Origin of the sequence: Dulcicalothrix desertica PCC 7102 (assembly GCF_003991905.1) — a bacterium.
GTDB lineage: Bacteria > Cyanobacteriota > Cyanobacteriia > Cyanobacteriales > Nostocaceae > Dulcicalothrix > Dulcicalothrix desertica.
Genome location: NZ_RSCL01000024.1, coordinates 94257 through 117483 on the forward strand (window position 1 = coordinate 94257; position 23227 = coordinate 117483).

Annotated in this window: 26 protein-coding genes and 1 tRNA gene; 18 read left to right on the top strand and 9 right to left on the bottom strand. The window is 38.5% G+C overall.

The annotated features are described in order from the left end of the window. The first annotated feature begins 301 nt into the window (after nucleotides 1-301). The 5 genes from DSM106972_RS38305 to DSM106972_RS38330 all read left to right on the top strand — a co-directional run bounded on the left by DSM106972_RS38305 (nucleotide 302) and on the right by DSM106972_RS38330 (nucleotide 6224). A complete protein-coding gene (locus tag DSM106972_RS38305) occupies nucleotides 302-1942 on the top strand; it encodes a mechanosensitive ion channel (protein WP_127085604.1) in 1641 nt (546 codons plus the stop codon). Between the two features lie 288 nt (nucleotides 1943-2230). Continuing rightward, nucleotides 2231-2869 carry a hypothetical protein gene (locus DSM106972_RS38310; RefSeq protein ID WP_127085605.1) on the top strand — a complete coding sequence of 213 codons (639 nt, stop codon included), beginning with the start codon at nucleotides 2231-2233 and terminating at the stop codon, nucleotides 2867-2869. Between the two features lie 715 nt (nucleotides 2870-3584). Continuing rightward, nucleotides 3585-4793: a tyrosine-type recombinase/integrase gene (locus tag DSM106972_RS38320; RefSeq protein WP_127085606.1), complete on the top strand. Its 1209-nt coding sequence runs from the start codon at nucleotides 3585-3587 to the stop codon at nucleotides 4791-4793. A gap of 256 nt (nucleotides 4794-5049) precedes the next feature. Continuing rightward, complete coding sequence (locus tag DSM106972_RS38325) at nucleotides 5050-5367, top strand: hypothetical protein (RefSeq protein ID WP_127085607.1); 318 nt, start codon at nucleotides 5050-5052, stop codon at nucleotides 5365-5367. Nucleotides 5368-5693: 326 nt separating this feature from the next. Beyond that, nucleotides 5694-6224, top strand: coding sequence for a hypothetical protein (locus DSM106972_RS38330; RefSeq protein WP_127085608.1), 531 nt, complete (start codon nucleotides 5694-5696; stop codon nucleotides 6222-6224). A 462-nt stretch (nucleotides 6225-6686) separates the two neighbouring features. Here the strand turns inward: DSM106972_RS38330 and DSM106972_RS38335 are convergent, their stop codons facing one another. Then, on the bottom strand, nucleotides 6687-6878 hold the full coding sequence (locus DSM106972_RS38335; RefSeq protein WP_127085609.1) for a hypothetical protein: 192 nt from the start codon (nucleotides 6876-6878) through the stop codon (nucleotides 6687-6689). A 111-nt stretch (nucleotides 6879-6989) separates the two neighbouring features. Here DSM106972_RS38335 and DSM106972_RS38340 point away from each other — a divergent pair, with 111 nt between their 5' ends. The 7 genes from DSM106972_RS38340 to DSM106972_RS38365 all read left to right on the top strand — a co-directional run bounded on the left by DSM106972_RS38340 (nucleotide 6990) and on the right by DSM106972_RS38365 (nucleotide 12396). Beyond that, nucleotides 6990-7289, top strand: coding sequence for a hypothetical protein (locus DSM106972_RS38340; protein WP_127085610.1), 300 nt, complete (start codon nucleotides 6990-6992; stop codon nucleotides 7287-7289). A gap of 267 nt (nucleotides 7290-7556) precedes the next feature. Beyond that, nucleotides 7557-7757 carry a hypothetical protein gene (locus DSM106972_RS38345; protein WP_127085611.1) on the top strand — a complete coding sequence of 67 codons (201 nt, stop codon included), beginning with the start codon at nucleotides 7557-7559 and terminating at the stop codon, nucleotides 7755-7757. Further along, on the top strand, nucleotides 7747-7965 hold the full coding sequence (locus tag DSM106972_RS38350) for a hypothetical protein (protein WP_127085612.1): 219 nt from the start codon (nucleotides 7747-7749) through the stop codon (nucleotides 7963-7965). Before DSM106972_RS38345 ends, DSM106972_RS38350 begins: the two co-directional genes overlap by 11 nt. After that, nucleotides 7965-8171, top strand: a complete 207-nt coding sequence (locus tag DSM106972_RS38355; RefSeq protein WP_127085613.1) for a hypothetical protein — start codon at nucleotides 7965-7967, stop codon at nucleotides 8169-8171. The genes DSM106972_RS38350 and DSM106972_RS38355 overlap by 1 nt, the downstream gene beginning before the upstream one ends. Next, entirely contained in the window at nucleotides 8171-8320 is a 150-nt protein-coding gene (locus DSM106972_RS52325; RefSeq protein WP_170213634.1) for a hypothetical protein, read from the top strand. Before DSM106972_RS38355 ends, DSM106972_RS52325 begins: the two co-directional genes overlap by 1 nt. Then, nucleotides 8301-9422, top strand: a complete 1122-nt coding sequence (locus DSM106972_RS38360) for an AAA family ATPase (protein ID WP_127085614.1) — start codon at nucleotides 8301-8303, stop codon at nucleotides 9420-9422. The genes DSM106972_RS52325 and DSM106972_RS38360 overlap by 20 nt, the downstream gene beginning before the upstream one ends. A 373-nt stretch (nucleotides 9423-9795) precedes the next feature. Then, a complete protein-coding gene (locus DSM106972_RS38365) occupies nucleotides 9796-12396 on the top strand; it encodes a phage/plasmid primase, P4 family (protein ID WP_127085615.1) in 2601 nt (866 codons plus the stop codon). A gap of 134 nt (nucleotides 12397-12530) precedes the next feature. Here the strand turns inward: DSM106972_RS38365 and DSM106972_RS38370 are convergent. Beyond that, nucleotides 12531-12602 (bottom strand) — tRNA-Lys (locus tag DSM106972_RS38370). A 266-nt stretch (nucleotides 12603-12868) separates the two neighbouring features. Between DSM106972_RS38370 and DSM106972_RS38375 the strand changes: the two genes are divergently transcribed. Beyond that, a complete protein-coding gene (locus tag DSM106972_RS38375) occupies nucleotides 12869-13522 on the top strand; it encodes a hypothetical protein (protein WP_127085616.1) in 654 nt (217 codons plus the stop codon). 36 nt (nucleotides 13523-13558) lie between these two features. Here the strand turns inward: DSM106972_RS38375 and DSM106972_RS38380 are convergent, their stop codons facing one another. From DSM106972_RS38380 to DSM106972_RS38390, 3 genes are all read right to left on the bottom strand, one after another. Then, on the bottom strand, nucleotides 13559-14077 hold the full coding sequence (locus DSM106972_RS38380) for an orange carotenoid protein N-terminal domain-containing protein (protein WP_127085617.1): 519 nt from the start codon (nucleotides 14075-14077) through the stop codon (nucleotides 13559-13561). A gap of 205 nt (nucleotides 14078-14282) precedes the next feature. Next, on the bottom strand, nucleotides 14283-14774 hold the full coding sequence (locus tag DSM106972_RS38385) for an orange carotenoid protein N-terminal domain-containing protein (protein WP_127085618.1): 492 nt from the start codon (nucleotides 14772-14774) through the stop codon (nucleotides 14283-14285). A 214-nt stretch (nucleotides 14775-14988) separates the two neighbouring features. After that, nucleotides 14989-15225 (bottom strand): hypothetical protein, encoded by a 237-nt coding sequence (locus DSM106972_RS38390; protein WP_127085619.1) that lies wholly within the window; start codon nucleotides 15223-15225, stop codon nucleotides 14989-14991. A gap of 349 nt (nucleotides 15226-15574) precedes the next feature. On the opposite strand from DSM106972_RS38390, the gene DSM106972_RS38395 reads away from it, so the two are divergent. Beyond that, nucleotides 15575-15976, top strand: a complete 402-nt coding sequence (locus DSM106972_RS38395; RefSeq protein WP_127085620.1) for a salt stress protein, Slr1339 family — start codon at nucleotides 15575-15577, stop codon at nucleotides 15974-15976. A gap of 12 nt (nucleotides 15977-15988) precedes the next feature. On the opposite strand, the gene DSM106972_RS38400 is transcribed toward DSM106972_RS38395, so the two are convergent. Then, nucleotides 15989-16324 carry a winged helix-turn-helix transcriptional regulator gene (locus DSM106972_RS38400; protein WP_127085621.1) on the bottom strand — a complete coding sequence of 112 codons (336 nt, stop codon included), beginning with the start codon at nucleotides 16322-16324 and terminating at the stop codon, nucleotides 15989-15991. 373 nt (nucleotides 16325-16697) lie between these two features. On the opposite strand from DSM106972_RS38400, the gene DSM106972_RS38405 reads away from it, so the two are divergent. The 3 genes from DSM106972_RS38405 to DSM106972_RS38415 all read left to right on the top strand — a co-directional run bounded on the left by DSM106972_RS38405 (nucleotide 16698) and on the right by DSM106972_RS38415 (nucleotide 19782). Beyond that, a complete protein-coding gene (locus tag DSM106972_RS38405) occupies nucleotides 16698-18029 on the top strand; it encodes an APC family permease (protein WP_127085622.1) in 1332 nt (443 codons plus the stop codon). A gap of 106 nt (nucleotides 18030-18135) precedes the next feature. Next, nucleotides 18136-18762, top strand: a complete 627-nt coding sequence (locus DSM106972_RS38410) for a class I SAM-dependent methyltransferase (RefSeq protein WP_127085623.1) — start codon at nucleotides 18136-18138, stop codon at nucleotides 18760-18762. Between the two features lie 87 nt (nucleotides 18763-18849). Then, a complete protein-coding gene (locus tag DSM106972_RS38415) occupies nucleotides 18850-19782 on the top strand; it encodes an alpha/beta fold hydrolase (RefSeq protein WP_127085624.1) in 933 nt (310 codons plus the stop codon). Between the two features lie 32 nt (nucleotides 19783-19814). Here DSM106972_RS38415 and DSM106972_RS38420 read toward each other — a convergent pair whose 3' ends face one another. After that, the gene (locus DSM106972_RS38420; RefSeq protein ID WP_127085625.1) at nucleotides 19815-21044 is read right to left on the bottom strand and encodes a sensor histidine kinase; all 1230 of its coding nucleotides are present in this window, start codon (nucleotides 21042-21044) and stop codon (nucleotides 19815-19817) included. 153 nt (nucleotides 21045-21197) lie between these two features. On the opposite strand from DSM106972_RS38420, the gene DSM106972_RS38425 reads away from it, so the two are divergent. Beyond that, entirely contained in the window at nucleotides 21198-21455 is a 258-nt protein-coding gene (locus DSM106972_RS38425; RefSeq protein WP_127085626.1) for a hypothetical protein, read from the top strand. Nucleotides 21456-21545: 90 nt separating this feature from the next. Here DSM106972_RS38425 and DSM106972_RS38430 read toward each other — a convergent pair whose 3' ends face one another. After that, complete coding sequence (locus DSM106972_RS38430; RefSeq protein WP_233787364.1) at nucleotides 21546-22286, bottom strand: GDSL-type esterase/lipase family protein; 741 nt, start codon at nucleotides 22284-22286, stop codon at nucleotides 21546-21548. Beyond that, nucleotides 22283-23182, bottom strand: coding sequence for a tRNA (adenosine(37)-N6)-dimethylallyltransferase MiaA (miaA, locus tag DSM106972_RS38435; RefSeq protein WP_127085628.1), 900 nt, complete (start codon nucleotides 23180-23182; stop codon nucleotides 22283-22285). Before miaA ends, DSM106972_RS38430 begins: the two co-directional genes overlap by 4 nt. Nucleotides 23183-23227: the final 45 nt, after the last annotated feature.

Sequence of the window (23227 nt, forward strand, 5' to 3'; positions counted from 1 at the left end):
TATTTATTAGATGATAAATATGATTAGTTAGGCTAGAAATTAGTCACACTATTTTCTTTCATGTTTATTGAATACACGATAAGTTTTAAAAATGCCTTACATTATTTAAACAAAATAAAATATATTAAGATTGTTTTTAGACGTTAAAGTCATCTACCAATAGGATGAACATATCTTCTTTATAAAGATAGATTCAAAATTAGATACTTCTGAGTAAGCTATGTCACATCAAATTACTGGTGGATATTGTCAATTTTTATATCTAACTAAGTAATACATCAAGGTGAAGCCTGAAAAATTTATGGATATAACCTCGCTACTGGCACAAGCTACACAACCGTATCAACCAGTTCAACCAAGACAGGCGCTAGATAACAGTGTAGACTACATGGAACGATTGTTTGCACAGTTAATAAATTTTCTACCAACATTGCTGGGAGCAGTAGCAATTTTGTTAGTTGGTTTATTAATTGCAGCAGTTGTAAGTTCAATTGTACGAGGAATTTTCAATCGTACCAATGTCGATAACCGCATTGCTGCCGCTATTTTAGGTCGTACAGACCAAAGAGATTTACCCAAAGTCGAGAAAGTAATCTCGAATTTTGTTTTTTGGGTTATTGTTCTAATTACGGCTGTTGCTGTTTTACAAACCCTCAACTTGCAGGTTGTTTCACAACCCCTAAATACTTTCCTTAATACCGTACTTGGATATATTCCTAAAATAGTCGGTGCAATAATTTTATTCGGAGTTGCTTGGGTAGTTGCAACTATCGTCAAGCTAATAACAACACGAGGATTAGGCGCCTTAAGACTGGATGAGCGTTTGAATACACAGTTTGAAGACCGTACAGCAGCAAGTCAAAATCAATTATCTTTAAGTGAGACGATTAGTAATGCACTTTATTGGTTTATCTTTTTACTGTTTTTGCTGCCAATTCTGAATGCATTAGAGTTAAATCAAGCATTACTTCCGATACAGAGTTTAATTACTCAAGTAATTTCGATTTTGCCAAACATTCTCGCTGCGGTGTTAATTGCTGCTGCGGGTTGGTTGCTTGCTACCATTGTCAGACGAATCGTGACTAACTTGCTTGCTTCTGCTGGAAGTGACCGCTTAGGCGCCCGATTTGGTTTACGGCAAACAACAGCAGGGCAATCACTGTCAGCGATTATTGGCACAATTGTTTACATATTAATATTGATTCCTTTTGCGATTGCAGCACTAAACGCTCTGAGAATAGAAGCGATTTCTGTGCCAGCAATTGCCATGCTGCAACAAATCCTCAACGCGCTCCCCTTAATTTTCACAGCAGCAATTATATTAATAGCTGCTTACTTCTTAGGTAGGTTTGTTTCTGAACTCGTCACCAACATTCTTACAAGCATTGGTTTCGACAATATTTTTTCTGTTTTAGGCATACCAACCCGAAGAACTCGAACAACTATCGTCCAAGCATCTACTCAACCAGATGCAACGAGGGTGGCAACCACAACCCGCACACCATCCGAAATTGTTGGTATTGTGGTACTCGTTGGAATAATGCTATTCGCTACTGTAGCAGCAGTTGATGTCTTGAATATTCCAGCACTAACAGCGTTAGTTAGTGGTTTGACTATAGTATTTGGTAGAATTTTAGCAGGATTAGCAGTATTTGCCATCGGATTATTTCTTGCAAATCTCGCTTTCGGTATCATTACCGCTTCTGGTAATCGTCAAGCCCAGATTTTAGGACAAATCGCGCGAGTCGCAATTATTGCTTTAGTCTCAGCAATGGCACTACAACAAATCGGTGTTGCTAGCGATATTGTAAATCTCGCATTCGGTTTATTACTAGGCGCCTTTGCAATTGCAACTGCTTTAGCATTCGGTTTAGGTGCGCGCGAAGTAGCAGGTGAACAAGTCAGAGAACTGCTTACCTCTTTCAAAAGCAAACGTAATTAATCAAGATAGGTCTAACTAATCCTGTAAAAATATAGAGACTCTAAATGTAGGGTCTCCACATTTTATCCTTAGATTAACTGTCAATCTGATTTAAGTAGTATAAAAATTAGCTCGATAGAGAGATGGATTGTGACGGTAACTAGTTTATTCTAATATCAAGTTTCTTACATAACGTATTCTTGTTGTAGTAATGCAATAAAGATAAAGCTACAAACAGAATATATTAATCTGCATATTATTGTGAAGTTTTGTTGGGAAATATTGAAATACAAAGGAAGTAAATAATCAATGGCATATGTAAATAGAACAACAGATAATATAGGTACCGAGCCTATTATTACCACCCCAGTAGCTGATTATCATGACCGTGTTCGTTGGGGTCCTATCATTTCTGGATTACTAGTTGCACTTGCTACTCAGTTAGTATTAAGCGCGCTATTTGGTGCAATTGGCGCCGGAACTGTAGAAGCTTCTGGAAGACCCAGAACAATTTCATCTGACGTAGCAGGTAATGTAGGACTTTGGTCAACTATTGGTTTATTAATTTCTCTATTTACAGGTGGTTGGGTAACAGCGCGTGCTTGTGGACCCATGAGTCGTAATACTGCTCTGCTCAACGGTGCAATACTCTGGGCAACAACATTAGCATTAAGTTCTTGGTTACTAGCAAGTGGTGTATCAGGTGCTTTTGGTGTTGCCGCTTCTAACGCTGGAGAAGTAATAAATCAAGTACAGCAGCAAGGTGTTAATTTACCACAAAATACGCCTAACGTATCTGCTCAACAAGCTCGTGAAGCAGCATCTAGTGTACGTCAAGGCTTATGGTGGTTTGTACTAGGTTCTTTACTAAGTTTACTTGCTTCCATGATTGGCGCCGTTGTTGGAACTCGCAGTCGTCGCACCGTCAGACCCGAAGCGTATAGATAGACTCAGCAAATTTCAGCTTTCAGAAACATATATCTTATACCTGCTGACAACCCCAACCTTCTAGAGACGTTACATGTAACGTCTCTACATTAACGTTCATGTATTCCACTTTAGACAGCGTAATATTTAAGGTATATTCACGATAATTTAAATTGTTACGTGTGGTAATACCACCCAAACCCGTTTCAATACTAATTCATTGGTCTGGATTGTTCGCTTGATTAGCGTCATTCAAAGTGCTTTGAGCGTTAAGCGTAATTGCAGCATATAGGGATTCTGCCGAATTTTCAGCACTGGCCATTAAACCAGTTAAATCAGATTTATAAATGTCAGAGTTGTACTGTCTTGCGTGACGTTGGCGCCGAATACCTGTTGTAAAGTTGGTTCAGCCATAACTTTAATAAATTTTACTTACTAATCCTTTTTACGCATAAAAAAAGATACTAACTTTAGTAAAAATACTGAAGCTATCAAAAAATTGTCTATATGTCACCTGAAACACATTGAAACTGTGGTTATGAAGGGGTGGTTTCGTCAGATTCTCGTCAGATTTATACGGAGATGAAGCTAAAAGCAGTGGGTGACCTGGGGCTCGAACCCAGAACCTGAGGATTAAGAGTCCTAATGAAGTTTTGACCGAGAAACATTGCCCAGTAATACTTTTATTCTTATCCATAGGCTAAAGGTCTTTTCTTATGACTTTAGTTATGTCATTATGGGTAAAAATTATGGTGTTTGGCTTTCAGAGATGACAAAAGTACACATGCGTAATAACCGTGGTTATATCCTCTTAGAGGTTAATTTTGGCAAGAAAAAATATAGGGTAACACCTGTAGAAGGAGGTCGTATTGATGACAAGCTATCTGTTATGAAAGCCGAAATGGTAATCAAGCGCTTAGAGCTTGATTTATCATCCGGTATTTTTAGCGGCGATATGTCGCAATACAAGTACTCGCAAATATTCCAGCAAAATAACGCTATAAATAATCAGGCTAAAAGTGAAATAAAAATCAGTGATAAAGTAACCGAAAATAAACCGTTGATTATGGAAGAATTGATTAACCGCCACTTTGAATCAAAAAAGAGACACCTTGAACCTAATTCGTTTAAAGATTATAAGCAAGTAATCTCAAAACTTCAAAAATGCCCACATAAAACTGTGGACAAAGGTAAACAGATAATAATCTGGCTAAAAAACAATAACAATGGAACTAGAGACAAAACATTAAACAAGCAATTAAGAATATTAAAATCGGCGTGTGAGTATGCGATAGCGTTAAACGAGTTAACTGTTAATCCATTTAATAACTATCAAATAATTGTGGGTAAGCCCAACCGTAAGACTGAGGATACCGATATAAACCCTTATACAGTAATAGCTAGAGACTCAATAATCAAAGGTTTCTACGATAGCGAGTTCTCTGGGTACTACGCTCCGTTCATAGAGTTTCTGTTCTTCACAGGCTGTCGTTCCAATGAAGCACGCGCTATTCAATGGAATGATATTGACTTCGGCTCGAACAAAATAATTTTTAGACGAAAAGCTAGTGAGAGTGGGGAAATCACTAATGGAACTAAAACGAAAGCCAAACGCGTCATGCCTTTAGATTCTAGATTGCTAGCGCTTCTGACTAGAATCAAACCGCATGAAGCGAAACCATCTGACCTCATATTTCCCTCAAAAGAAGGCAAGGTGATTAACTGGTCGAACTTCTCATCTCATCACTGGCGACCTATTCTAAAGTCATTACCAGGCATTGAGTATCGAAAGCCTTATCAGACAAGACATACATACATCACCCTTATAGTTGCTACGGGCAAATTGAGTGCAACTGTTATCGGAAAGTGGGTAGGCAATTCTACAGCCATTATCGAAAAGCACTATCTAGGTGACGTAAGCGATGTACCCATGCCAGAAATTTAGCTTATTTAATTTTTCACTGGCGCCTGCTCCGATTGGAACCAAAATCCGAAGCTAACGAGCCAAATTAAAAACCACCTATAAAAACTTAAATATATATAGATGGTTTTTAAATCTCGTTAGTAGTGACCTAAACTACCGACGTAGCAAGCATCTTACCACGATTTTCTAACAGTTTCTCGAAATGTCCCTAACAAATACCCCAAAAGATAGAGTTTTCAGCTAATACAAACCGTTTTTCAGTGAGGTAACTATATATATGTTCGTCCCTGCTACCAAGAAAAAACGCCCACCAAGAGTCTATGCCAGTGACCACACGGTATGGAAAACTGGCATCAAAATTGGTACCATTGACTGGTTCCAATGGCTCTTGACTATTGACTCATTTAGTTTCGTAATTGGTATCGACCGTCTAACCGTCCGTCGTAACTGTCGCAAACCTTTACATTGGTACGCATACCGTAAGCACAACGGTAAATTGATAAGCCGTTATGTAGGCATGGATAAAGACCTGACGCATGGAACCCTGGTAGACATTGCCCGTTACATGAAAGTCGTGATACCAACCGACCTATAAAAATTAGAGGTACGGCGCCTGAAAATGTACCAACCAACTACCAACCGTTGGTATATCTTGAGGTAGCAGGTAGATATAAAAATAGATGGCATCTCAGATGTCATCTTTAGATGGCATCTTTGTTACCTAGTTGACGATTCGTATCAAGCACAACAAAATAATTCACCCTACTTACTGAATACATTATTTAATAAACGGAGCTATACCTAACATTTAGCTCTACTTTCTTTCGTCTATTCCTAATAATAAATAAAATATTAAATTGTTCAACAGTTGTTTTTTATTCGTAGTAACTTTAGTACTTAGAACAAATACGCAGGTAGGAAATGGTTACATCCACAACAGAAAGCACAATCCTTAACGATAGAGTTCAAAAGCTTGTGCTTCAAGACTTCCAACCATTATTTGACAAGTGCCAGGACGTTAAAGAACCAAGTGAATGGTGTAGAAAAAGACGCTCTATGGGTGAGATATTGCACGTGCTAACCTTAATATCTTTGAATGAACTAAACGCTAAAAATTGGTTAGAAATAGAGAATTTCCAACAAACTAACTACAGTAAGATAAAAAACTATATCCCTAACTATGGGCTACCAGTAAGAGCGGGTACATTCTGGAATAAATTAAACATTCACCTAAAAATGGAGGTGTTCGTACCATCGTTTATCAACTGGACTGAACAAATTGCAGAAGCAAGCAACCACCAAATAGAACCACTAACCGAAGCAGAAGCAGCAATAGTCAGAACTTTAACCACTCGCCAATCGTGGCGTGTCCTAGGACTACTAAGATTCTGGGCTAATAAAAATCCAGAATTTAAAGCTAGCTGTCGTGGTTACTTCAAGTTCACAGCATAGCCGCCCTAGAGCTTTCAGCAATAATCTAGGTTGAATCACCTCTAACTTTCCACCGATTAGGAGCAATTCACCAATAAAATCATCAACATGGTTCAAATCGATGACTAACTTACGGCGCCTCTATTAAGTTAGTTACCAACCTAGGGCAATAGGTAGGGGTAGCAGGTAGTTATAAAAATAGATGCCATCTAAGATGCCATCAATGATGCCATCTATTTTACATAAGCCCTTCAAGTCCTTAGAATCCTTACACAGCAAGGCTTTCAAGTCCTTAGCCTAGTCCTTATTCAGTCCTTATCTAAGTCCTTAGTTAACCACCCAACCAAAAGCGCAGTGCTTTAAAGCTAACCTGACTTTTCTACAAAATAAGGACTTGGAGTCCTTTAGCTAAGGACTTAACTAAGGACTTGAAACCCTTACCTCGAAGGACTCCGAGGACTCTAAGGACTTAACACTACCACCTTATTTCTCTATATTATTTTGTTTTTGATTTTCGCTAACTCTTGACTCTTGTTCAATCTCAGCTAAGACAGCAGTGTTTAAAAGAAAAGCAGCTAAGTTAGATGGCGACCGTCCTTGTTTGGCTGATTTATCAATAATCCATTTATAGACTTCAGGCAGTAGCGTCGCCGCTATTCTAGTTTTGCTAGGCATTTTACATAAGGAGTTTACTTTACATACATCGTACACGTTGTATGTTGTCACTTGACACTAGTGGATAAAGTATGCTAAGTATTCATAGTGTACACTGTAGATACTTGATAGATGACAGAGGTACAAACCCAACAGAACGGGGTTAAGCCCGTAGTAAAGCAGAAACGTATCCGTAACCTACCGTCTTTATCATTGACCTCTAACGCTAGTGATATGGCTGATGTCACTTACACCTGTAAGGTAGACAATTCACCGACTAGTTGGGATGCACTACCCATTAACGCTATATTTTCCTTATCATCTGATGGTAGTTACCCGAAGTTAAAAATTCATAAGTCAAAAGCTTGTGATTTACGCACTAGCGAGTCAATACCCGTCGGCGGCGGTCGTTGTTACAGAGTATTTTTCTAATGTCCACCAACAGAGTAAAAATGCGTTTATCCGGTACCGAATCGGAATTACACGCATGGTTAAGTTACCTGAAGCTCTTACAGGATAAGAAACACGTCAATATATTGGAGGAGGGAAAGCTTTATAAAAACCGTGGCGAAAGCGAAATTTATCGCATTTATTTAGAAGTAGACTTGCTACTTTGACAGGTCAAGGTAACGGGTGGTAGCCATCCTACCCCCGCACCGTTGGCTCAGTCAATCTAGAACATCCGAACCAAAGGACATTATGGCAGATAAATACCTTGAAAAGCAACTACATTTTTACGAAACCGCTACCAGCGAAGCTGCAAGAAATGATGCTTTGTACCGTATAGGTAATCATTTAGAGCTAGAATCCGTACCCTGTAACGGTGAAACCAATCTAACCAACGAACAACGCGAAGCAGTTTTAAAAGCAGTCGATGAGGTAAAAACAAATGTCGAATAGAGAATGGACTCAGCCATCTATCCCAAATAATCAATCAACTGACTCAATGGAAGTAAAGTATTACGCGCTTCAGCAAGTGATAACTGACTTTATAAGTGAAACCAAGCATCAGCTTAGTGAATGTGAAGGTCGTAGGCTTACATATCCAGAGTTCATCAATAGTTTAGACGAAAGATTGTACACCTTAGAAAGTGATGTTGATATCTAATGGCTGAATTAAACCAACAGTTGTATAACGCTAGCTTACAAGCATTAACCGATGTAGGTATACCCGAACCATTAGCAGATGCGGCTAGCAGAATTGTTGCTACTGATGACGCTAGTCAACCTAATTTAGGTAGAACACAAGCTGACAGAGAGGTATGTTATGCGGTAGCTGATATCTACAACAAACTATCAAGAATTAAAGACTAATGAAAGATGCTACCCCTTTATTTATAGGGGTAGCTCTAATAGCTACCCTAATGTTTTATCAGGCTGATTCTATCGAGAAACTAGCCGAATGTCGTGCTGAGTATCAGGGATTTAAGGACGGTATAATTTATGGAAAACAAAAACCTTGACAAGGTTAACTGGATAGGTCTAACATTACCTTCATTGCATGAGTTTGATAAGTTCTTAGGATGGATGGTAGGTAGGATATTATTTTCTACTTGGTTCTTTACCCTATGGTCTATTAAATCGACTGCGAAGCTAATTGTTAACATCACAGAACAAACAGAACGCGCTACCCATAACATTCTTAGGGTTTACGAACAGTTACCCCACATGGGTACGATTGCAGCACAAATAATAGATACTACAGCTACTACACTGACAACTGAAGTAGAAAATGTAGTCTCTGATTTGGTAGCAGCAATCCAAAGTAAACACCTAATAATCGTTGGTGATACTGGCACAGGTAAGTCAATGATTGCTCAATATTTAGCCTACACAATTGGTGGTAATGTAAAAGTTTACGACCCCGATGCTTCACCTGAAGAATGGGTAGGATTGAATGTTATTGGTAGACGCGGTAATTTTGAAGCAATAGCTGATGAAATGTCCAAAGACATGGAGGAGTTAGAGCGCCGTATTGATGTCAGAGGTGAACGTGGCGACAAAGCATTAGCAGGACTAGATACCGTGCTAATTGCTGAAGAGTTCCCACTACTAAGAGACTCCGTAGAGGTAGCATCTGAATGGTTTCTAAAACACGGTCGTAGAGGTCGTAAACCGAAGCAATTCGTAATAGCGTTATCGCAGGATGATACTGTTAAAAGCTTCGGTATCGAAGGTGAAGGTGGTGTTAGAAAAGGTTTCAAAATGTTACGTCTTGGTAAGTTCGCTGTTACCCATGCGAAACACCTAAAAGATGCTTCATTAGAGCAATGGTTAAAAGACGGTAAATACCGCGCTATGTTGGATGATTACCCGTGCCAATTGCCCGACCTAAGTAGTTTTAAAATGTTTACCCCTCGGTTATCCATTACACCCCAAAACACCCCTCTAACCACCCCCGAACCGCAGTTACCACCCCTACCGGACACTCTGAAAAACGCTGTAAAAGCTTGCGTAGAAGCCGGACTAAGCGATTCCCGCATTATCAAAGAAGTCCTAGGCTACCAAGGTGCTAAATACAGCGACGGCAAAGCGCTACTAGATTCCCTAAAGTCTACACGGTAGCGAGTGACATTTACACTATAACCCTAGGGTTTTCACCACAACTGAACTTGTCACCAACAAACTTTACTTGTCACCCGATAAGTAAAAGATACTAACCACGATTACTAAAAACCTTGTCCACGCAGTCTCACTACAGTTATTCAAGAAACACTGCAAGTCACCTAATGCTGAACTTTTAAAACTTTTTCTTAAAAGTCAACAACCCCCTACCCTTGTTAACTTCCGTAGAACTCAATACACGCAGTAGTTCTACGTCAACAACCGGGGGTTGTCAATCCTAACCGTGATTACTATGTGATAGTTGCAAAAATTTTAAAAATAAGCTGTAGTGGAACTGTTGTATCAGTCCCACCAGCATTTTGAATATATTGTTATGGAACAAAGCGTAGCATTAATTGAGCATGATTATCAAGGCTCTACACTAAAAGATTCAGACCGTTTAGACCTAATAACCAAACGCGGTCTATGCATGATATGGACATCCGTTAACGTCGAACGCATTAGCCAGCAGGAAGCGATTAAGCGATTGGGTCACAAGAAACCTGAGTCAGACGGCTTATGGTTAGGGACGCGCGAACACGGGCAATTTAAGCCAGATAAACCACCCCTCAACGATAAGGGCGAACCCGTTAAATACCTATCTGGTAAGAAGTGGGGTGCATTATTCCCTACACATCCCCTCGACCCCACATACTGGACTGACCTAGAAGCGCTTAAACGTTGTTGCGTTGTCATAGACGGGCAACCATACGTTTTAATTACTGAAGGTTTCTTCAAAGCGATAGCAGGTTGCTCTATTGGCATCCCTACGATATCGGTACCAGGTGTCTGGATGGCACGATTCAAAAACAAGAAGACTAAAGAACTTAAATTATTGCCCGAACTACAAGCGATAGCTGACGCGGGAATAGGCTTTATATTGGCTTTTGATGCTGATGTGATTACAAATAAAAATGTTCAAAAAGCATTAAACGAGCTTAAAAACCTTATGATAGGTCTGAATATTCCAGTAAGAAGCATTACTGGTGATTGGGAACTATTACAAGGTAAAGGTATGGATGATTTTATAAAAAACAATGGTGGTGATGCGTTTATGGAAATAATCAAAGCAGCTAGAACACTTCAGCTAATGGAGGATGCTATTGAGCAAAAACCATCAGCGCCAAAAATACCACCAGCAGATGTGATAGGGGAAGAATTATCACACTTTTTAAAAGAAAAACTATCTTTCAATAACGCGATTAGTCAGTGGATGGTTTACGAATTTCAATATCAAGGTGTCTGGAAATCTGAGAAAATAGACTACATAAAACATTTGATAGTTAAAGAACTAAAAGTTAGAAACATTAGAGGTTATGGAAAGGATAGCTACGTAGTTGACATAGTAAAAAGGTTGCAATCTGAATTAATAGTTACTGAATGGAATGAAGCTAACTCTTTAGAATTTATACCATTTGAAAACGGCGTATTATCATTAGCTACAGGTGAGCTATTACCCCACTCACCCGACTATAAATTTACTTGGCACATTCCACGCATACATAATCCTTTAGCATCTGGATACCCTACCATTGACAGATTTTTGGATGAATTAACTAATTGCAACGATGCCTTAAAACAAATCTTATTGTGTTATTGCAACTGTGTATTGAAGGGTAGGCATGATTTACAAAAATTCTTGCATCTAATAGGGCAAGGTGGAACTGGTAAAGGAACATTCACTTGGTTAGTAACTAATCTAGTAGGTGAGATAAATGTATGTGACACCACGTTACCTGAATGGTGTGGCAGTAACTTTGAAACAGCAAGAGCATATGGTAAGCGATTGGTAACGTTTCAAGATGAGGATAAATTCTCAGGTAAGGTTGGCAAGTTTAAATCATTAACAGGTGGTGATAGACTTCGACATGAGAAAAAAGGTAAAGACGCTAATTCTTACACCTATAAAGGTATGGTGTTAATGGCATCTAACTACGCCGTGTTTAAGAATGAATCCTCATCTGGGCTAGACCGTAGAAAAGTAATGGTACCAGTAAATCAAAAGCCGACTCAAGTAGATACAAGGCTTAAAGAGAAACTCACATTAGAGTTAGACGCCTTTACTAATTACTTATTAACTATTCCCGATGATTATGTAACAGCTATCATGCTAGGAGCAAAACAAATTAAAGAGGTTAGTGTGTTGTCACTGCAAGACGAAATAGATACTAACTCGGTAGCGTGGTGGATTAACGAAAATATTATTTTCGATAAAGGCTGCTATACCCAAATAGGCAGTAAGCGAGAAGAGGATTCCCAGTTATTCGGTAATTATTGTATTGCCTCTAAGGACGCGGGTAAATCTCCTGTTAGCTCTACTGAATTTTCTGGGCGTATTTTTGACTTTTTAAATAACGTCATGGGTTATCGCCATATCAGTAAAGTTAAAAAACGAGAAGGTTACTGTATTCAAGGTTTACGACTAAGAAGGAAAGGCGGTGACGAGGATGTACCTACTCTCTTAGAACGAATAATGGGTGTTGATACAGCTACAGAAGACAGCGTTAACCCTGCACACCCTGCACAACCATTACCAGATAAGGAAAACACCCCTTCACCTACCCCTTCACCTACCCCTTCACCTACCCCTTCACCTGAAAACGGCGCCGATAACGTGCAGGGTGTGCAGGGTAACGTGCAGGGTAGTGTGCAGGGTAGTGTGCAGGGTCAAAACCCTTGCCCCGCAAAGGTTGTGCAGGGTGTGCAGGGTAACAGCGAATTTACTAAAAACACTACTAATCAAATAGAAGTTACTAAGACTTTAGTTAAAGCTAAGGACACACGTTACCCAGATATCTATAAAGTAGTTGGCGGCGGCAACGGCAAGTGGCAAGTTGAACCAGCTAACCGACCTGCTAAGAGCAATGCTGATTTTAAAACATTCGCTACCAACCAGCTAATTATCGTAGATGAAAGTGGCAATCCGATAACTTGATTACCCCACTCACCCCTTGACTCGGTAACTAACTTAGCAGAGGCGCCGCAAAGCATCTGAGTAATTAGCCCAAATGTAGCATTTACTTATGTCACATTGTACGCTAGCGTAGAGGATAAGTATGAATCTTTTAGTGGGTGACTTGGGACTCGAACCCAAAACCAGAGGATTAAGAGTCCTATGCTCTACCATTGAGCTAGTCACCCGTATAACAATATAGCATAAGAATTTCTTTTATCAGGGCGTAATCTGGATACTCCTGGCTGAATTTTATAACTTCTTAACCTTATAGCGGTTTTCGGCGCCAAAATCTTGAGTTGTATTAACAATCATTATTATAAATTTATTTTGGTTTAATAACACTTAACATATATATGAGTATTTATACTTTATGATGCAAATAAGAATCATTTTTTGCGTGCGTAAAATAGTTTTTATTATGTAGCGTTAAGCTAAACCAGGGGGAATTACGATGAAAATTAGGCGCCATGTTATCTACACTTGTTTTTACGCGACCTCCATTGCCTTACTACTAAATAGTTGTAAAAGCCTTGAATCGAAAAAAGTTAATACAGATACATCGGAAAAAATTGCTAGTCTTACTACAGCTACGTTAGCTACATCTTTTGCATCAAGTCAAGTTTTTGCTCAAACACCGCAACAAAATTTAATTACTATTAAAGCAGAAGATGGAGCGGAGACTGAAAAAAATATTGATGAACTCAAAAATGCTATCAAAAATGCTGATGATATCGATAGAGAAGTAAATCAGTCTTTAAATTTTGATGTACTTAGCAAAGCATACACAGGAGAGGAGCTACAGAAAAAGCAAAAATTTGTTACGGAGCTAAAATCTCATAAAACTTATATTTATTCCAAATTACGGAAACAAGTTTTTCATAACTTTCAAATTAGCTCAGATGGTTCTACTGCAAAGGTAGATTTAACAGAAACTTGGAGTCATAAGATATTTTCGCTTGAATCAAATGAATTACTGGCAAAATCTCCAGCTTCTGATGTCCCACAAACTAATTACTTGCAAAAAACAAAAAGTGGCTGGTTAGTTTATAATACCGTTTTTAACGGCCCCCCTCCAGCCTTTAAAATTATAGCTAAAGCACAATAAAAAACCGGGTCATATCACAAACCCGGTTTATATAAACTACAGCGCTTTCTTCAATAAAGACACCAAGTCTTCAACTTCAGGAGTTCCAATTAAATCTAATACTTCAGAAACTCGTTCATTTGGCATATGGTCATCAGGTATACCAACAACTGATTTTCCTAGGTTTTGAGCTATTTGAAACCAGAAAAACAGTCGAGAGTCAGTACTTAACGAGTCATATTCCTTCGTGGAAAATGAAGTGCTTTTCTCACCACCTGTAAAAAGTTCACCTAGCGCTTTGGTGGGATGCTCGTCGAGTACAGTTTCTCCGTCGCTTTGTTTGCCTTCAACTAACCCACGCAAAGCATCAACCTGTTGTTCTGAAGCCATTTGCTGAATTTGCTTGACTAAATTACTAGCAGCGTCATCAGTTACATTGCTCTGAGAAATAGTCGGAGCTATTTCTGCTGCTACTTCTCCATAAAGTTGAGCTAAAACGGTTAACTTATCGTCAGCACTTAATGCGCGGTATTTCAATATAACAGTCTGTACGTTTTTTACATCTGCAAAAGTCATCACAACCTCCAATTATTTGATTTTTTATTTGCTTTTGTATACGACCATTTCATAATTACTGCCTTGTAAATGTCGTACTTGTTACTACACTAGAAAATGTAAGCTTCTAACTTCACTATTAAAAGGTAGAAATATATTTATATACCTTTAGGTAGACGCGAAGTTGGAGAAAGGTTTTCCTTTCCCCGCTTCACGCTATAAAAGTCTAAATTTCTGCACCTGGCTTCGCTTCGGCGCCCATTGGTGCTACATAGTCACGGAAAATGGTCATTTGTTGTTCAAATTCTTTTTGTTTGATTTGATCAAACACTTCTTGAGCAGAATTGGAAAGTTCATAATTTTCAGGCATTGGGATAATTGTTCCATTATCCATACCTTGAGCGAGCAAGTACCAAAACAATAGTTTTGTTGTATCGCTTAAAGAACCATACTGACGGCTTAATTGAGTATCTGCTTTATTTATCAAATCTCTTTGAAGTTGTAGCTGTTCTTCATGAGATAATTCTTTAACTTGGTTAAACAGACCCTCAGCAATTGCATCTGAAGCTGTACTGGCACCTGGAGCAGCGGGGGTGATAGAACTACCCATTTCTTTGTAAACAAACCAAAACAATGCTAGTTGGTCATCTACTTCTAAGCCGCTAAAAGCCTGCGCGACTTGATTAATCTCTTGGTTAGGGCTTTGAGTATAGGTCATGATTGCCTCCGATTGGTATTTATACTCTCATGATGTCAAGTTATCAAAACATCATTTGCGAATAACCCTACTCAAGACATATGTGGCGCCATCCAAAAGAATAACAATGTATATCAACCTTGAATAGGCTCATATACACTACTCGCGATATATTGGCAACGGATGTAACAGATGCAACGGATGAGTTGGTTACATCCCTTTGCTCTCGATAGATTTACCGAATATGAGAAATAATAATATCTGAATATTGCGGAACTTTAATAATAAATTGCTCGACATTAATATCTAATGCTGATATTCTCGACGCATCTGCGAGTATTTTTGCTCTCCCTTCTGAATTTAAGCATTTAATGAATATTGTTTTCGTTTCTGGCTCAAACTGAAAATTACATGTTCCCCAAAACGGAAACTTACATGTAATGAAATCTAACATTACCTGCATGTAACTCATATTTATCTATCCTTACTGCGTTAAATAAATAGCACTCAACACGTACATAAATACATTTAAGACTTCAAATTCTTCGTTCTGACTCATTAATGAATCCCATAGCCAAAGTTCCTTACGTAAAAATATAAGTTAAAAAATCATATTGATATCCTTTATACATTTCATCAGTCTAACTTAACATTGAATTTGTGTTTCGCAAGGAATGTAAAGTTATGTCAAATCTGAGAAACCGGGTTTCTTTATTGAAATATTCTAATAAAAAAGATGATTTGCCGTAGAAACCCGGTTTCTTTGGTTATAGTAATGGATAGCACTCAATATCTTTTAAATAAATAATATTCATCACCATATGGATGAAATTGATAAGCTACTGGCTGAAATTCAGAACGAATACACACAGGCGCCTAAATCACAATCTCAATCACAGCGTCCGAACATACGTACATTTAATAATGTTGTATCATCAGATAAACCGATTGGTCTAGATAAACTGTTGGCTGATGTCAAAGCTGATTTTGATGAGAAAGATTTAGCAGTAGAGTTACAACGACAGCAAGAACTTGAAGCAAAGCGTATTCGTGTGTTAGAGGAGCGGCAGAAAAAGCGTGATGCTTTAAAGCAGCAAGCGCAAATTTGGTTATCTGAGTTAGAACCGCTTTCTCCAGAGGGACTTTGGTTTGAAAGTTTTTCTCAAGGGTATCCATCTCAGTTAGATGCAGCAGTTGAATATTTGGAAGGTTTGGAGAATTGATATATATAATTATTATTGATTCTTTTGTTGTAAATATTTTACACCCCATTCGTGCATTGCATAGAGGAGGGGTTTGAGCGTTTCTCCGAGCGGTGTTAACTCATATTCTACTTTTGGTGGAATTTGTGGGTAAACTTGGCGCCTAACGATTCCGTCGTCTTCGAGTTCGCGCAGTTGTTGAGTCAACATTTTTTGAGTTATTCCAGGTAACGCACGCAGTAGTTCGCCAAAGCGTTTGACTGTCATTAGTTCACGAATAATCAAAACTTTCCAACGTCCCCCTATAACTTTTATCGTTGATTCAACTTCACAAGTGAGTCGGGCATGGTTTTTAGAGTCTAGATGCATAATGCTGTTATGTGTTTACTGTTCATTCTATTTTGGCACGTGATGTAATATATAACGTATTTTAAAAGCGCATCCTCCTAAAGTAATATTTCTTTAAATAAAAAAACTTTGCAAAATATATAAAGAAATTATTAAAATGTTTTCATAAAACTTTCATGGGGGATTTATCAAAGTTTTGAATACTTAATAATGTACGAACGTATGAGTATGTCTTGACCTGTCAAGCAAACACTGGCACTGGTGCTATTTTTTTATACACACGCATTTGTTGAAAAATGTATATAAATAATGCGTATTTCTTATTAAAATTTTAATAAAAGTAGAGTTTCTGCTGCGTCCGAGCGTTATCAGTAAAACCATCCCAATAAATGTTATGGCATCAAAAACTACACTGTCTGAGTCAGGAATATCTACTCCAAAACCAACGCTTTCTACTGTTGATGCGGGTGCTTTGATAGTGGGAATGGTTGTTGGTGTAGGCATTTTCGAGACACCTGCTTTGGTAGCAGCAAACGCTGCAAATGCACAAGTTGCACTAACTGCTTGGTTGCTGGGTGGAATTATGTCTTTAGTCGGCGCCTTGTGTTATGCGGAGTTAGCAACTACATTCCCTCATGCGGGTGGAACTTATCATTATATACATCGCGCATTTGGTGACAAGCTGGCATTTCTATTTGCTTGGGCACGTATGGCGGTTGTTCAAACGGGTTCAATCGCTTTGCTAGGCTTTGTGTTTGGAGATTATACTTCACAGCTTTTACCGTTGGGAGAATATTCGGCAGATATTTACGCTGTTTTGGCAGTTATAGTGCTGACTAACTTAAACGTTATAGGCATTAATTCGGGTAGATGGACACAAAATCTCCTTACTGCTGCTAAAGTTTTAGGTTTATTGCTTGTTATTGGTGTTGGTATTTTTTTTGCTACCGCCGAAAGAGCTAGTACGGCGCCTGCTCCTAACCAAACTACTACTTTTGGGTTAGCAATGGTGTTTGTATTGCTAACTTACGGTGGATGGAATGAAGCTGCATATCTCTCTGCGGAGGTACGTGGCGCACGGCACAATATGGTAAAGGTATTATTAGGAAGTATCGCCATCATAACAGTTATCTATCTATTAATTAATCTGGCATATTTGCACGGTTTGGGTATGGTAGATATGGCAAATTCTAAGGCACCTGCTGCTGATTTGATGCGTCGTGCTTTAGGTGAAGGCGGAGCGAAGTTTCTCAGTTTTCTAATTGCTGTTTCTGCATTGGGTGCGGCAAACGCCACTATCTTTACAGGCGCCCGCAGTAATTATGCACTTGGACAAGATTTTCGTAAATTTGCTTTCCTTGGTCGCTGGAGTAGTAAGAGTACACCTGCGAATGCTCTCTTAGTTCAAGCTGGCATCGCTCTTTTACTTATAATACTTGGCGCCATAACTCGCAACGGCTTTAAGACAATGGTGGAATATACGGCGCCAGTATTTTGGTTCTTTTTCCTTCTGTCTGGTATTGCCTTATTCGTACTACGTCATCGTGAGCCAGAAATTGAACGTCCTTTCAAAGTACCGCTGTATCCCATTATTCCTCTATTATTTTGTGCCACGTGTGCATACTTGCTGTACTCCAGCATTAACTATACAGGTATAGGCGGTACTGTTGGTGTTTTGGTCTTGTTAACTGGAGTTCCCATATTGCTTTTAGGTAATAAGCAATAACTAACCAGAAAGAAACCGGGCTTCTTTTGAAAAATTGAATTATCAAGCAAATTTTGCTCTTGTGCCCGGTTTCTATGTACTTTTAGTTTCCCCCTTATCAAATATTATGTTCAAAACTTTACTCGCAACATTAGGCGTAAGCAGTTTACTTTTGGCTAGCTGCACGCAACAGGTTGACTCAAAAAACGTAGCTCAGGCGCCTACAACAAATGCACAAGAAGTACAGCAAACGGCGCCTGCACAACCCAGAGAACGTACTCCTGATGTGGTTTATGTACCAACACCACCAGAGGTTGTAGATAAGATGTTAGAAATGGCTAAAGTCGGAAAAAATGATATTTTGTTTGACCTTGGTAGCGGTGACGGTAGAATTCCCATTACTGCGGCAAAAAGGTTTGGGACGATAGGAACTGGGATAGATATTGACCCCGAACGTATTAAAGAAGCTAACGCAAATGCGAAAAAAGAAGGTGTTAGCGATAAGGTTACGTTCCTTCAACAAGACTTATTTAAGAGTGATTTCAGTAAAGCTACTGTGGTAACGCTTTATTTATTACCGGAGCTTAATGTCAAATTGCGATCACAGTTGTTTAAACAGCTTAAACCTGGTACCCGTATTGTTTCTCACGCTTTTGATATGGGTGACTGGAAACCTGAGCAGACTGCTAATGTTAATGGTCGAACGGTTTATTACTGGACTGTTCCTAAAGAGATTCCTGCTAATTTGCGATAAACTCTCCAACCGAGGTGTGTTATTCCGTATCTTGTCTGCACTGTAAAAAGTTTAAGATTGTTAAAGGTGACTTTACATTTCTTAATTATGCAGGCAGCTACGGTATATCCTACCTCTTCTATTCCCGGCAAGTATTGGCAATGGCGAGGACATAATGTTTATTATGTCCAAGCTGGAGAAAAGCGTCCGTCAAGACCAGCTTTATTATTAGTACATGGTTTCGGCGCCTCTACTGACCATTGGCGCAAAAATATTGCAGAGCTTTCGCAGAGCTTTGAGGTATATGCTATCGACTTACTTGGTTATGGAAGGTCGGCAAAACCAAAGTTAGAGTATAGCGGTAATTTGTGGTGTGACCAACTTTATGATTTTATTACCCAGGTTATTGGTAATAAAGCTGTTCTTGCAGGTAACTCACTTGGTGGTTATGCTTCTTTATGTATAGCTGCACAGCGTCCAGATGTAGCAGCAGGGTTAATATTACTTAATAGTGCTGGGCCATTTAGTGATACTCAGTCATCTTCAGAACCGGAAGCTGTACAAAGCGAAATTCAACCACCCAAACAACCTGATATAGTGCAAAAATTGTTTGGAGATATCGCAAAGTTAATATTCAAACAGCCATTTGCTCAATTTTTGATGTTTCAATACGCACGTCAGCGTTGGGTAATTCGACAAACCCTTGAAAAAGTATACCTCGATAAAAGCGTTATCACCGACCAACTAGTAGAAGATATATATCGTCCATCGTGTGATGAAGGCGCCTTTGATGTTTTCGCTTCGATGTTCAGTACTCCCCAAGGCGAAAAGGTAGATATTCTATTAAAAGAATTAACTTGCCCATTACTAATATTATGGGGAGAAGCTGACCCTTGGATGAATGCTCGCGAACGCTCTAAACAGTTTCGTCGTTATTACCCAAATTTAACTGAGCATTTTCTAAATGCTGGTCACTGTCCTCATGATGAAATACCAGACCAAGTGAATGCACTTATTAAAGAATGGGTTTCAACAATATAATCAAAGCACAGGCAGGATGCCTGTGCCACATTTTAAGCCACGGGTAATTTAATTTGAAAAGTAGAACCATTCTCTAAAATGCTATTTACTGTTATTTCTCCTTGATGCGCTTGTACTATTTGCTTAACTATTGCTAACCCTAAACCAAACCCTCCTGAGTTTCTAGTTCTGGCTTTGTCTACACGGTAAAATCTTTCAAATATATGCGGCAAGTCTTCTTGGGGAATACCGATACCATTATCTTTGACTTCGATAATGGCGCCGTGCGGTTGTGATAATAGTTTTAATTCTACTGTTTTTTGATTGGATGTATATTTAAAGGCGTTATCTAGCAGGTTAATAATAGCTTGTTTTAATAAATCAGCATCGGCTTTGATATATACGGGTTTTTCTGGTAGTTGTACTGTTAGATTAGAATGGTTATTTTGGGATTGATATTCTGAAGCGAGTGTTTTTAAGACTTCAACAAGGTTGACATTGGGTAAGCTATCTAAATTTAAGGCGCCTTCGTGGCGTGATAGAAATAGTAAGTTACTAACCAAGCTACTCATGGACTTGGCTGTTTTGATGATATTCTGTAATCTAAATTGTTGCTCGGTTTCGTCGTATGGTGGTATAAGGGCAACTTGGGCATTACTCAACATAGCAGCAATCGGCGCCCGTAGTTCATGAGAAGCATCAGCGGTAAAGCGTTGTAACTGCTCGTAAGCTCGACGAGTTGGCTGCATCGCTAGTCCTCCTAAATACCAACCTGTTATTCCAATGATGATAAAGGTAATGGGTACGCCAACAGCTAAAAACAATCTATAACGATTAAGTCTTTCTTCCAGCGAAGTTAATGGAGCAGTTATTTGTATATATCCAATCAATATATATTTATTTTTGTGAACTGCCAGCGTTGCTTCTCTCAGACGCTGTTTTGTTTGACTTATATATATCGTCCGAAAACCTGGTGATACACTTAATACAGGTTCCGTTTTTTTTCCGCGATGCTCAATTAATTCGCGTTGACTATTATATAAGCGTATATCCTTAGAATCACCATTTAAGAGTACAGAGCTATCTAAGTTATATTGTAGGGCGCCTCCAGAGTAACGCGCTTGATTTACAATACTTTTAGCTCTATTGAACAAAGTCTCATCAAAAACCTTTAGTTCCTGCTCAACTCCTAAGTAATAAGCAACCCCTGCAAAGACAACAAGAATGCTACCCATTGGCAGAGCAAACAAGTAAGCTAGGTTACGACGACTACGGGTAAACATAATTTATTTATTACATATATGTATTTTGTGCGCCAATGGCGCACAAAATAATTATAATCTTTAATACTTGTTAGCTTTTTAACACTGTCTTTCCTAGGTAAGAGGATATGATAACGATGTTAAGCGTATTTTTTATTTTTAACCCAATCATATATGTATCGTAACTTAGAAGGTTGTGATGATGTAACAGCGGCGCCTGCGACTAATTATACATCACAGTTTATTTATGGGTTGATTGCTTGCTTTTTGGTGATTGGGTTAGGTGCATTTTTAGGCTTAGTTTTACTTTTTTTGCCATTTATATTTATCATCAAATTGGCTGACCGACAAACGGAGCAAGCCAAAATTACAAAAACTTATAAAAGCTTAATGAAAAGATATTATAACAACACGCTATTTAACGTTCAATAGCGATTCGGTATAATATCTATATCCTGTTGTTGGACAGATTACAAACTGTCCACTTACTTATTTACTTTATATTCCGCCATAATCACGAAATCAGCCATCCGTTACATCTGTTACATCCGTTGCCAATAGTTCCCTCCATATCAAATACCCTTTCCCATTTAAATGTAGTCCATCACTTGTAAAGTCGGCGCCTAATTGTTGCTGTGTATCAACAAGATGAGAATGTATATCTATATATTTATAATTGTATTGTTTTGCTAGATTTTGTAACTCCCTATTCAAGTCTATAACTTTCTGGTTATCTGCCCAATACAAGTAGATATTATTGTTCACAGGTAAGACGCTTTGAATATATACTTGGGTGTTAGGTAATTTTTCTTGAAACTGGTTTAAGATTTGTTTATATCCCTCTACTGTAGCTTCCACTGATTTTTTGAGCATGTGTAAGTCATTAATACCAACCATCAAAAATATTTGTTTGGGATGATTTTTGATAATTGTATCTAGACGCCTTAATATTCTCTCTGTAGTGTCACCAGATATACCACGGTTTTGACTGTTTGGGTTTTTTAACAGTTCCGTCCATTCTCCTTCGTCGGTTATACTGTCTCCAAGAAAAATTATTGTGTTAGGTTTTATTGGCAATATTTCAAATTGACTCGTTTTATGTTTGTAATACGGTGGGTTGTGTACATCTGATATATTAGAGATGTTTATATTGGAGAATTTTTGGCGCCAGTAATCTATTCCTCCGTTTTTAATGGTCAGGAAACAAGCTAATATAAATGCTAGCAAGTTGAGACTAAGAGAGATTAATGTTATAATATTCATAAGAATTTTTGTACTCTCTGCCATATTTGCTCTAATAATAATGGTGATTGAATGTCAAACCATTCAATTTCTGGATATGCATGAAACCATGTCCGTTGTCTTTTGGCAAATTGTCGAGTGTGTAGTACTGTTAACTCTTTGGCTTTTAAGAGCGAAATTTCGCCTGCTAAGTATTGTCGAATTTCTTGATAACCTAGTGTATTGAATAGTGATAGGTCGGCGCCGTATTTAGAAGACAAATATTCGACTTCTGCTATAAATCCGTCTTCTATCATTTTTTCGGTACGTTGGGTAATGCGCTGTGTTAAATGCGTAGGGTCGCTATCTAAACCTATTTGTAGGATGGGGTAAGAGGGAGGGTTTTCTCCTTGTTGTTCTGATATTGGTATGCCTGTGATATAAAATACTTCTAATGCTCTAATGGTTCGTACTGGGTCGTTGGGATGAATTTTTGATGCGGCAGTTGAGTCTACTTGTAGTAGCATTGCGTATAGTTGACTTTGAGTGAATGTTTCTAATAGTTGGGTTCTTAAGTTATTATTTGGCGCCACTCTTGGTATTTTCATACCCTGTACGATTGATTTTATATATAAACCTGTACCTCCTACTAAAAGAGGGGTTGCTTCTTTTAAGGTTTGTATTAAGTTGTGAACTTGGTCTTGATAGTCTGCAACTGTCATTGTGTCAAGTGGCTCGCAGATATCTATCATGTAGTGGGGTACCATTGAAAGCTCTGATGGTGTGGGTTTGGCGGTACCAATATCAAACTCACGGTAAACTAGACGCGAGTCTGCACTAATAATTATGGTGTTAAGTCGTGTCGCTAATTCTAACGCCAAGCCAGATTTCCCTGTCGCTGTTGCACCACATATGACTATTAATTTGAACTCGGTCATAATGCAAAATCTACACAAACTATGGGATAATCTTTGAGAACAAAA

Coding starts and splice junctions, on each gene's coding strand:
- DSM106972_RS38425 (WP_127085626.1), top strand. CDS start 21,198: ATGTATCGTAACTTAGAAGGTTGTGATGATGTAACAGCGGCGCCTGCG.
- DSM106972_RS38390 (WP_127085619.1), bottom strand. CDS start 15,225: ATGAGTTACATGCAGGTAATGTTAGATTTCATTACATGTAAGTTTCCG.
- DSM106972_RS38430 (WP_233787364.1), bottom strand. CDS start 22,286: ATGAATATTATAACATTAATCTCTCTTAGTCTCAACTTGCTAGCATTT.
- DSM106972_RS38415 (WP_127085624.1), top strand. CDS start 18,850: ATGCAGGCAGCTACGGTATATCCTACCTCTTCTATTCCCGGCAAGTAT.
- DSM106972_RS38330 (WP_127085608.1), top strand. CDS start 5,694: ATGGTTACATCCACAACAGAAAGCACAATCCTTAACGATAGAGTTCAA.
- DSM106972_RS38365 (WP_127085615.1), top strand. CDS start 9,796: ATGGAACAAAGCGTAGCATTAATTGAGCATGATTATCAAGGCTCTACA.
- DSM106972_RS38395 (WP_127085620.1), top strand. CDS start 15,575: ATGGATGAAATTGATAAGCTACTGGCTGAAATTCAGAACGAATACACA.
- miaA (WP_127085628.1), bottom strand. CDS start 23,182: ATGACCGAGTTCAAATTAATAGTCATATGTGGTGCAACAGCGACAGGG.
- DSM106972_RS38385 (WP_127085618.1), bottom strand. CDS start 14,774: ATGACCTATACTCAAAGCCCTAACCAAGAGATTAATCAAGTCGCGCAG.
- DSM106972_RS38310 (WP_127085605.1), top strand. CDS start 2,231: ATGGCATATGTAAATAGAACAACAGATAATATAGGTACCGAGCCTATT.
- DSM106972_RS38345 (WP_127085611.1), top strand. CDS start 7,557: ATGGCAGATAAATACCTTGAAAAGCAACTACATTTTTACGAAACCGCT.
- DSM106972_RS38320 (WP_127085606.1), top strand. CDS start 3,585: ATGGGTAAAAATTATGGTGTTTGGCTTTCAGAGATGACAAAAGTACAC.
- DSM106972_RS38340 (WP_127085610.1), top strand. CDS start 6,990: ATGACAGAGGTACAAACCCAACAGAACGGGGTTAAGCCCGTAGTAAAG.
- DSM106972_RS38325 (WP_127085607.1), top strand. CDS start 5,050: ATGTTCGTCCCTGCTACCAAGAAAAAACGCCCACCAAGAGTCTATGCC.
- DSM106972_RS38410 (WP_127085623.1), top strand. CDS start 18,136: ATGTTCAAAACTTTACTCGCAACATTAGGCGTAAGCAGTTTACTTTTG.
- DSM106972_RS38335 (WP_127085609.1), bottom strand. CDS start 6,878: ATGCCTAGCAAAACTAGAATAGCGGCGACGCTACTGCCTGAAGTCTAT.
- DSM106972_RS38375 (WP_127085616.1), top strand. CDS start 12,869: ATGAAAATTAGGCGCCATGTTATCTACACTTGTTTTTACGCGACCTCC.
- DSM106972_RS38305 (WP_127085604.1), top strand. CDS start 302: ATGGATATAACCTCGCTACTGGCACAAGCTACACAACCGTATCAACCA.
- DSM106972_RS38420 (WP_127085625.1), bottom strand. CDS start 21,044: ATGTTTACCCGTAGTCGTCGTAACCTAGCTTACTTGTTTGCTCTGCCA.
- DSM106972_RS38350 (WP_127085612.1), top strand. CDS start 7,747: ATGTCGAATAGAGAATGGACTCAGCCATCTATCCCAAATAATCAATCA.
- DSM106972_RS38380 (WP_127085617.1), bottom strand. CDS start 14,077: ATGACTTTTGCAGATGTAAAAAACGTACAGACTGTTATATTGAAATAC.
- DSM106972_RS52325 (WP_170213634.1), top strand. CDS start 8,171: ATGAAAGATGCTACCCCTTTATTTATAGGGGTAGCTCTAATAGCTACC.
- DSM106972_RS38355 (WP_127085613.1), top strand. CDS start 7,965: ATGGCTGAATTAAACCAACAGTTGTATAACGCTAGCTTACAAGCATTA.
- DSM106972_RS38405 (WP_127085622.1), top strand. CDS start 16,698: ATGGCATCAAAAACTACACTGTCTGAGTCAGGAATATCTACTCCAAAA.
- DSM106972_RS38400 (WP_127085621.1), bottom strand. CDS start 16,324: ATGCATCTAGACTCTAAAAACCATGCCCGACTCACTTGTGAAGTTGAA.
- DSM106972_RS38360 (WP_127085614.1), top strand. CDS start 8,301: ATGGAAAACAAAAACCTTGACAAGGTTAACTGGATAGGTCTAACATTA.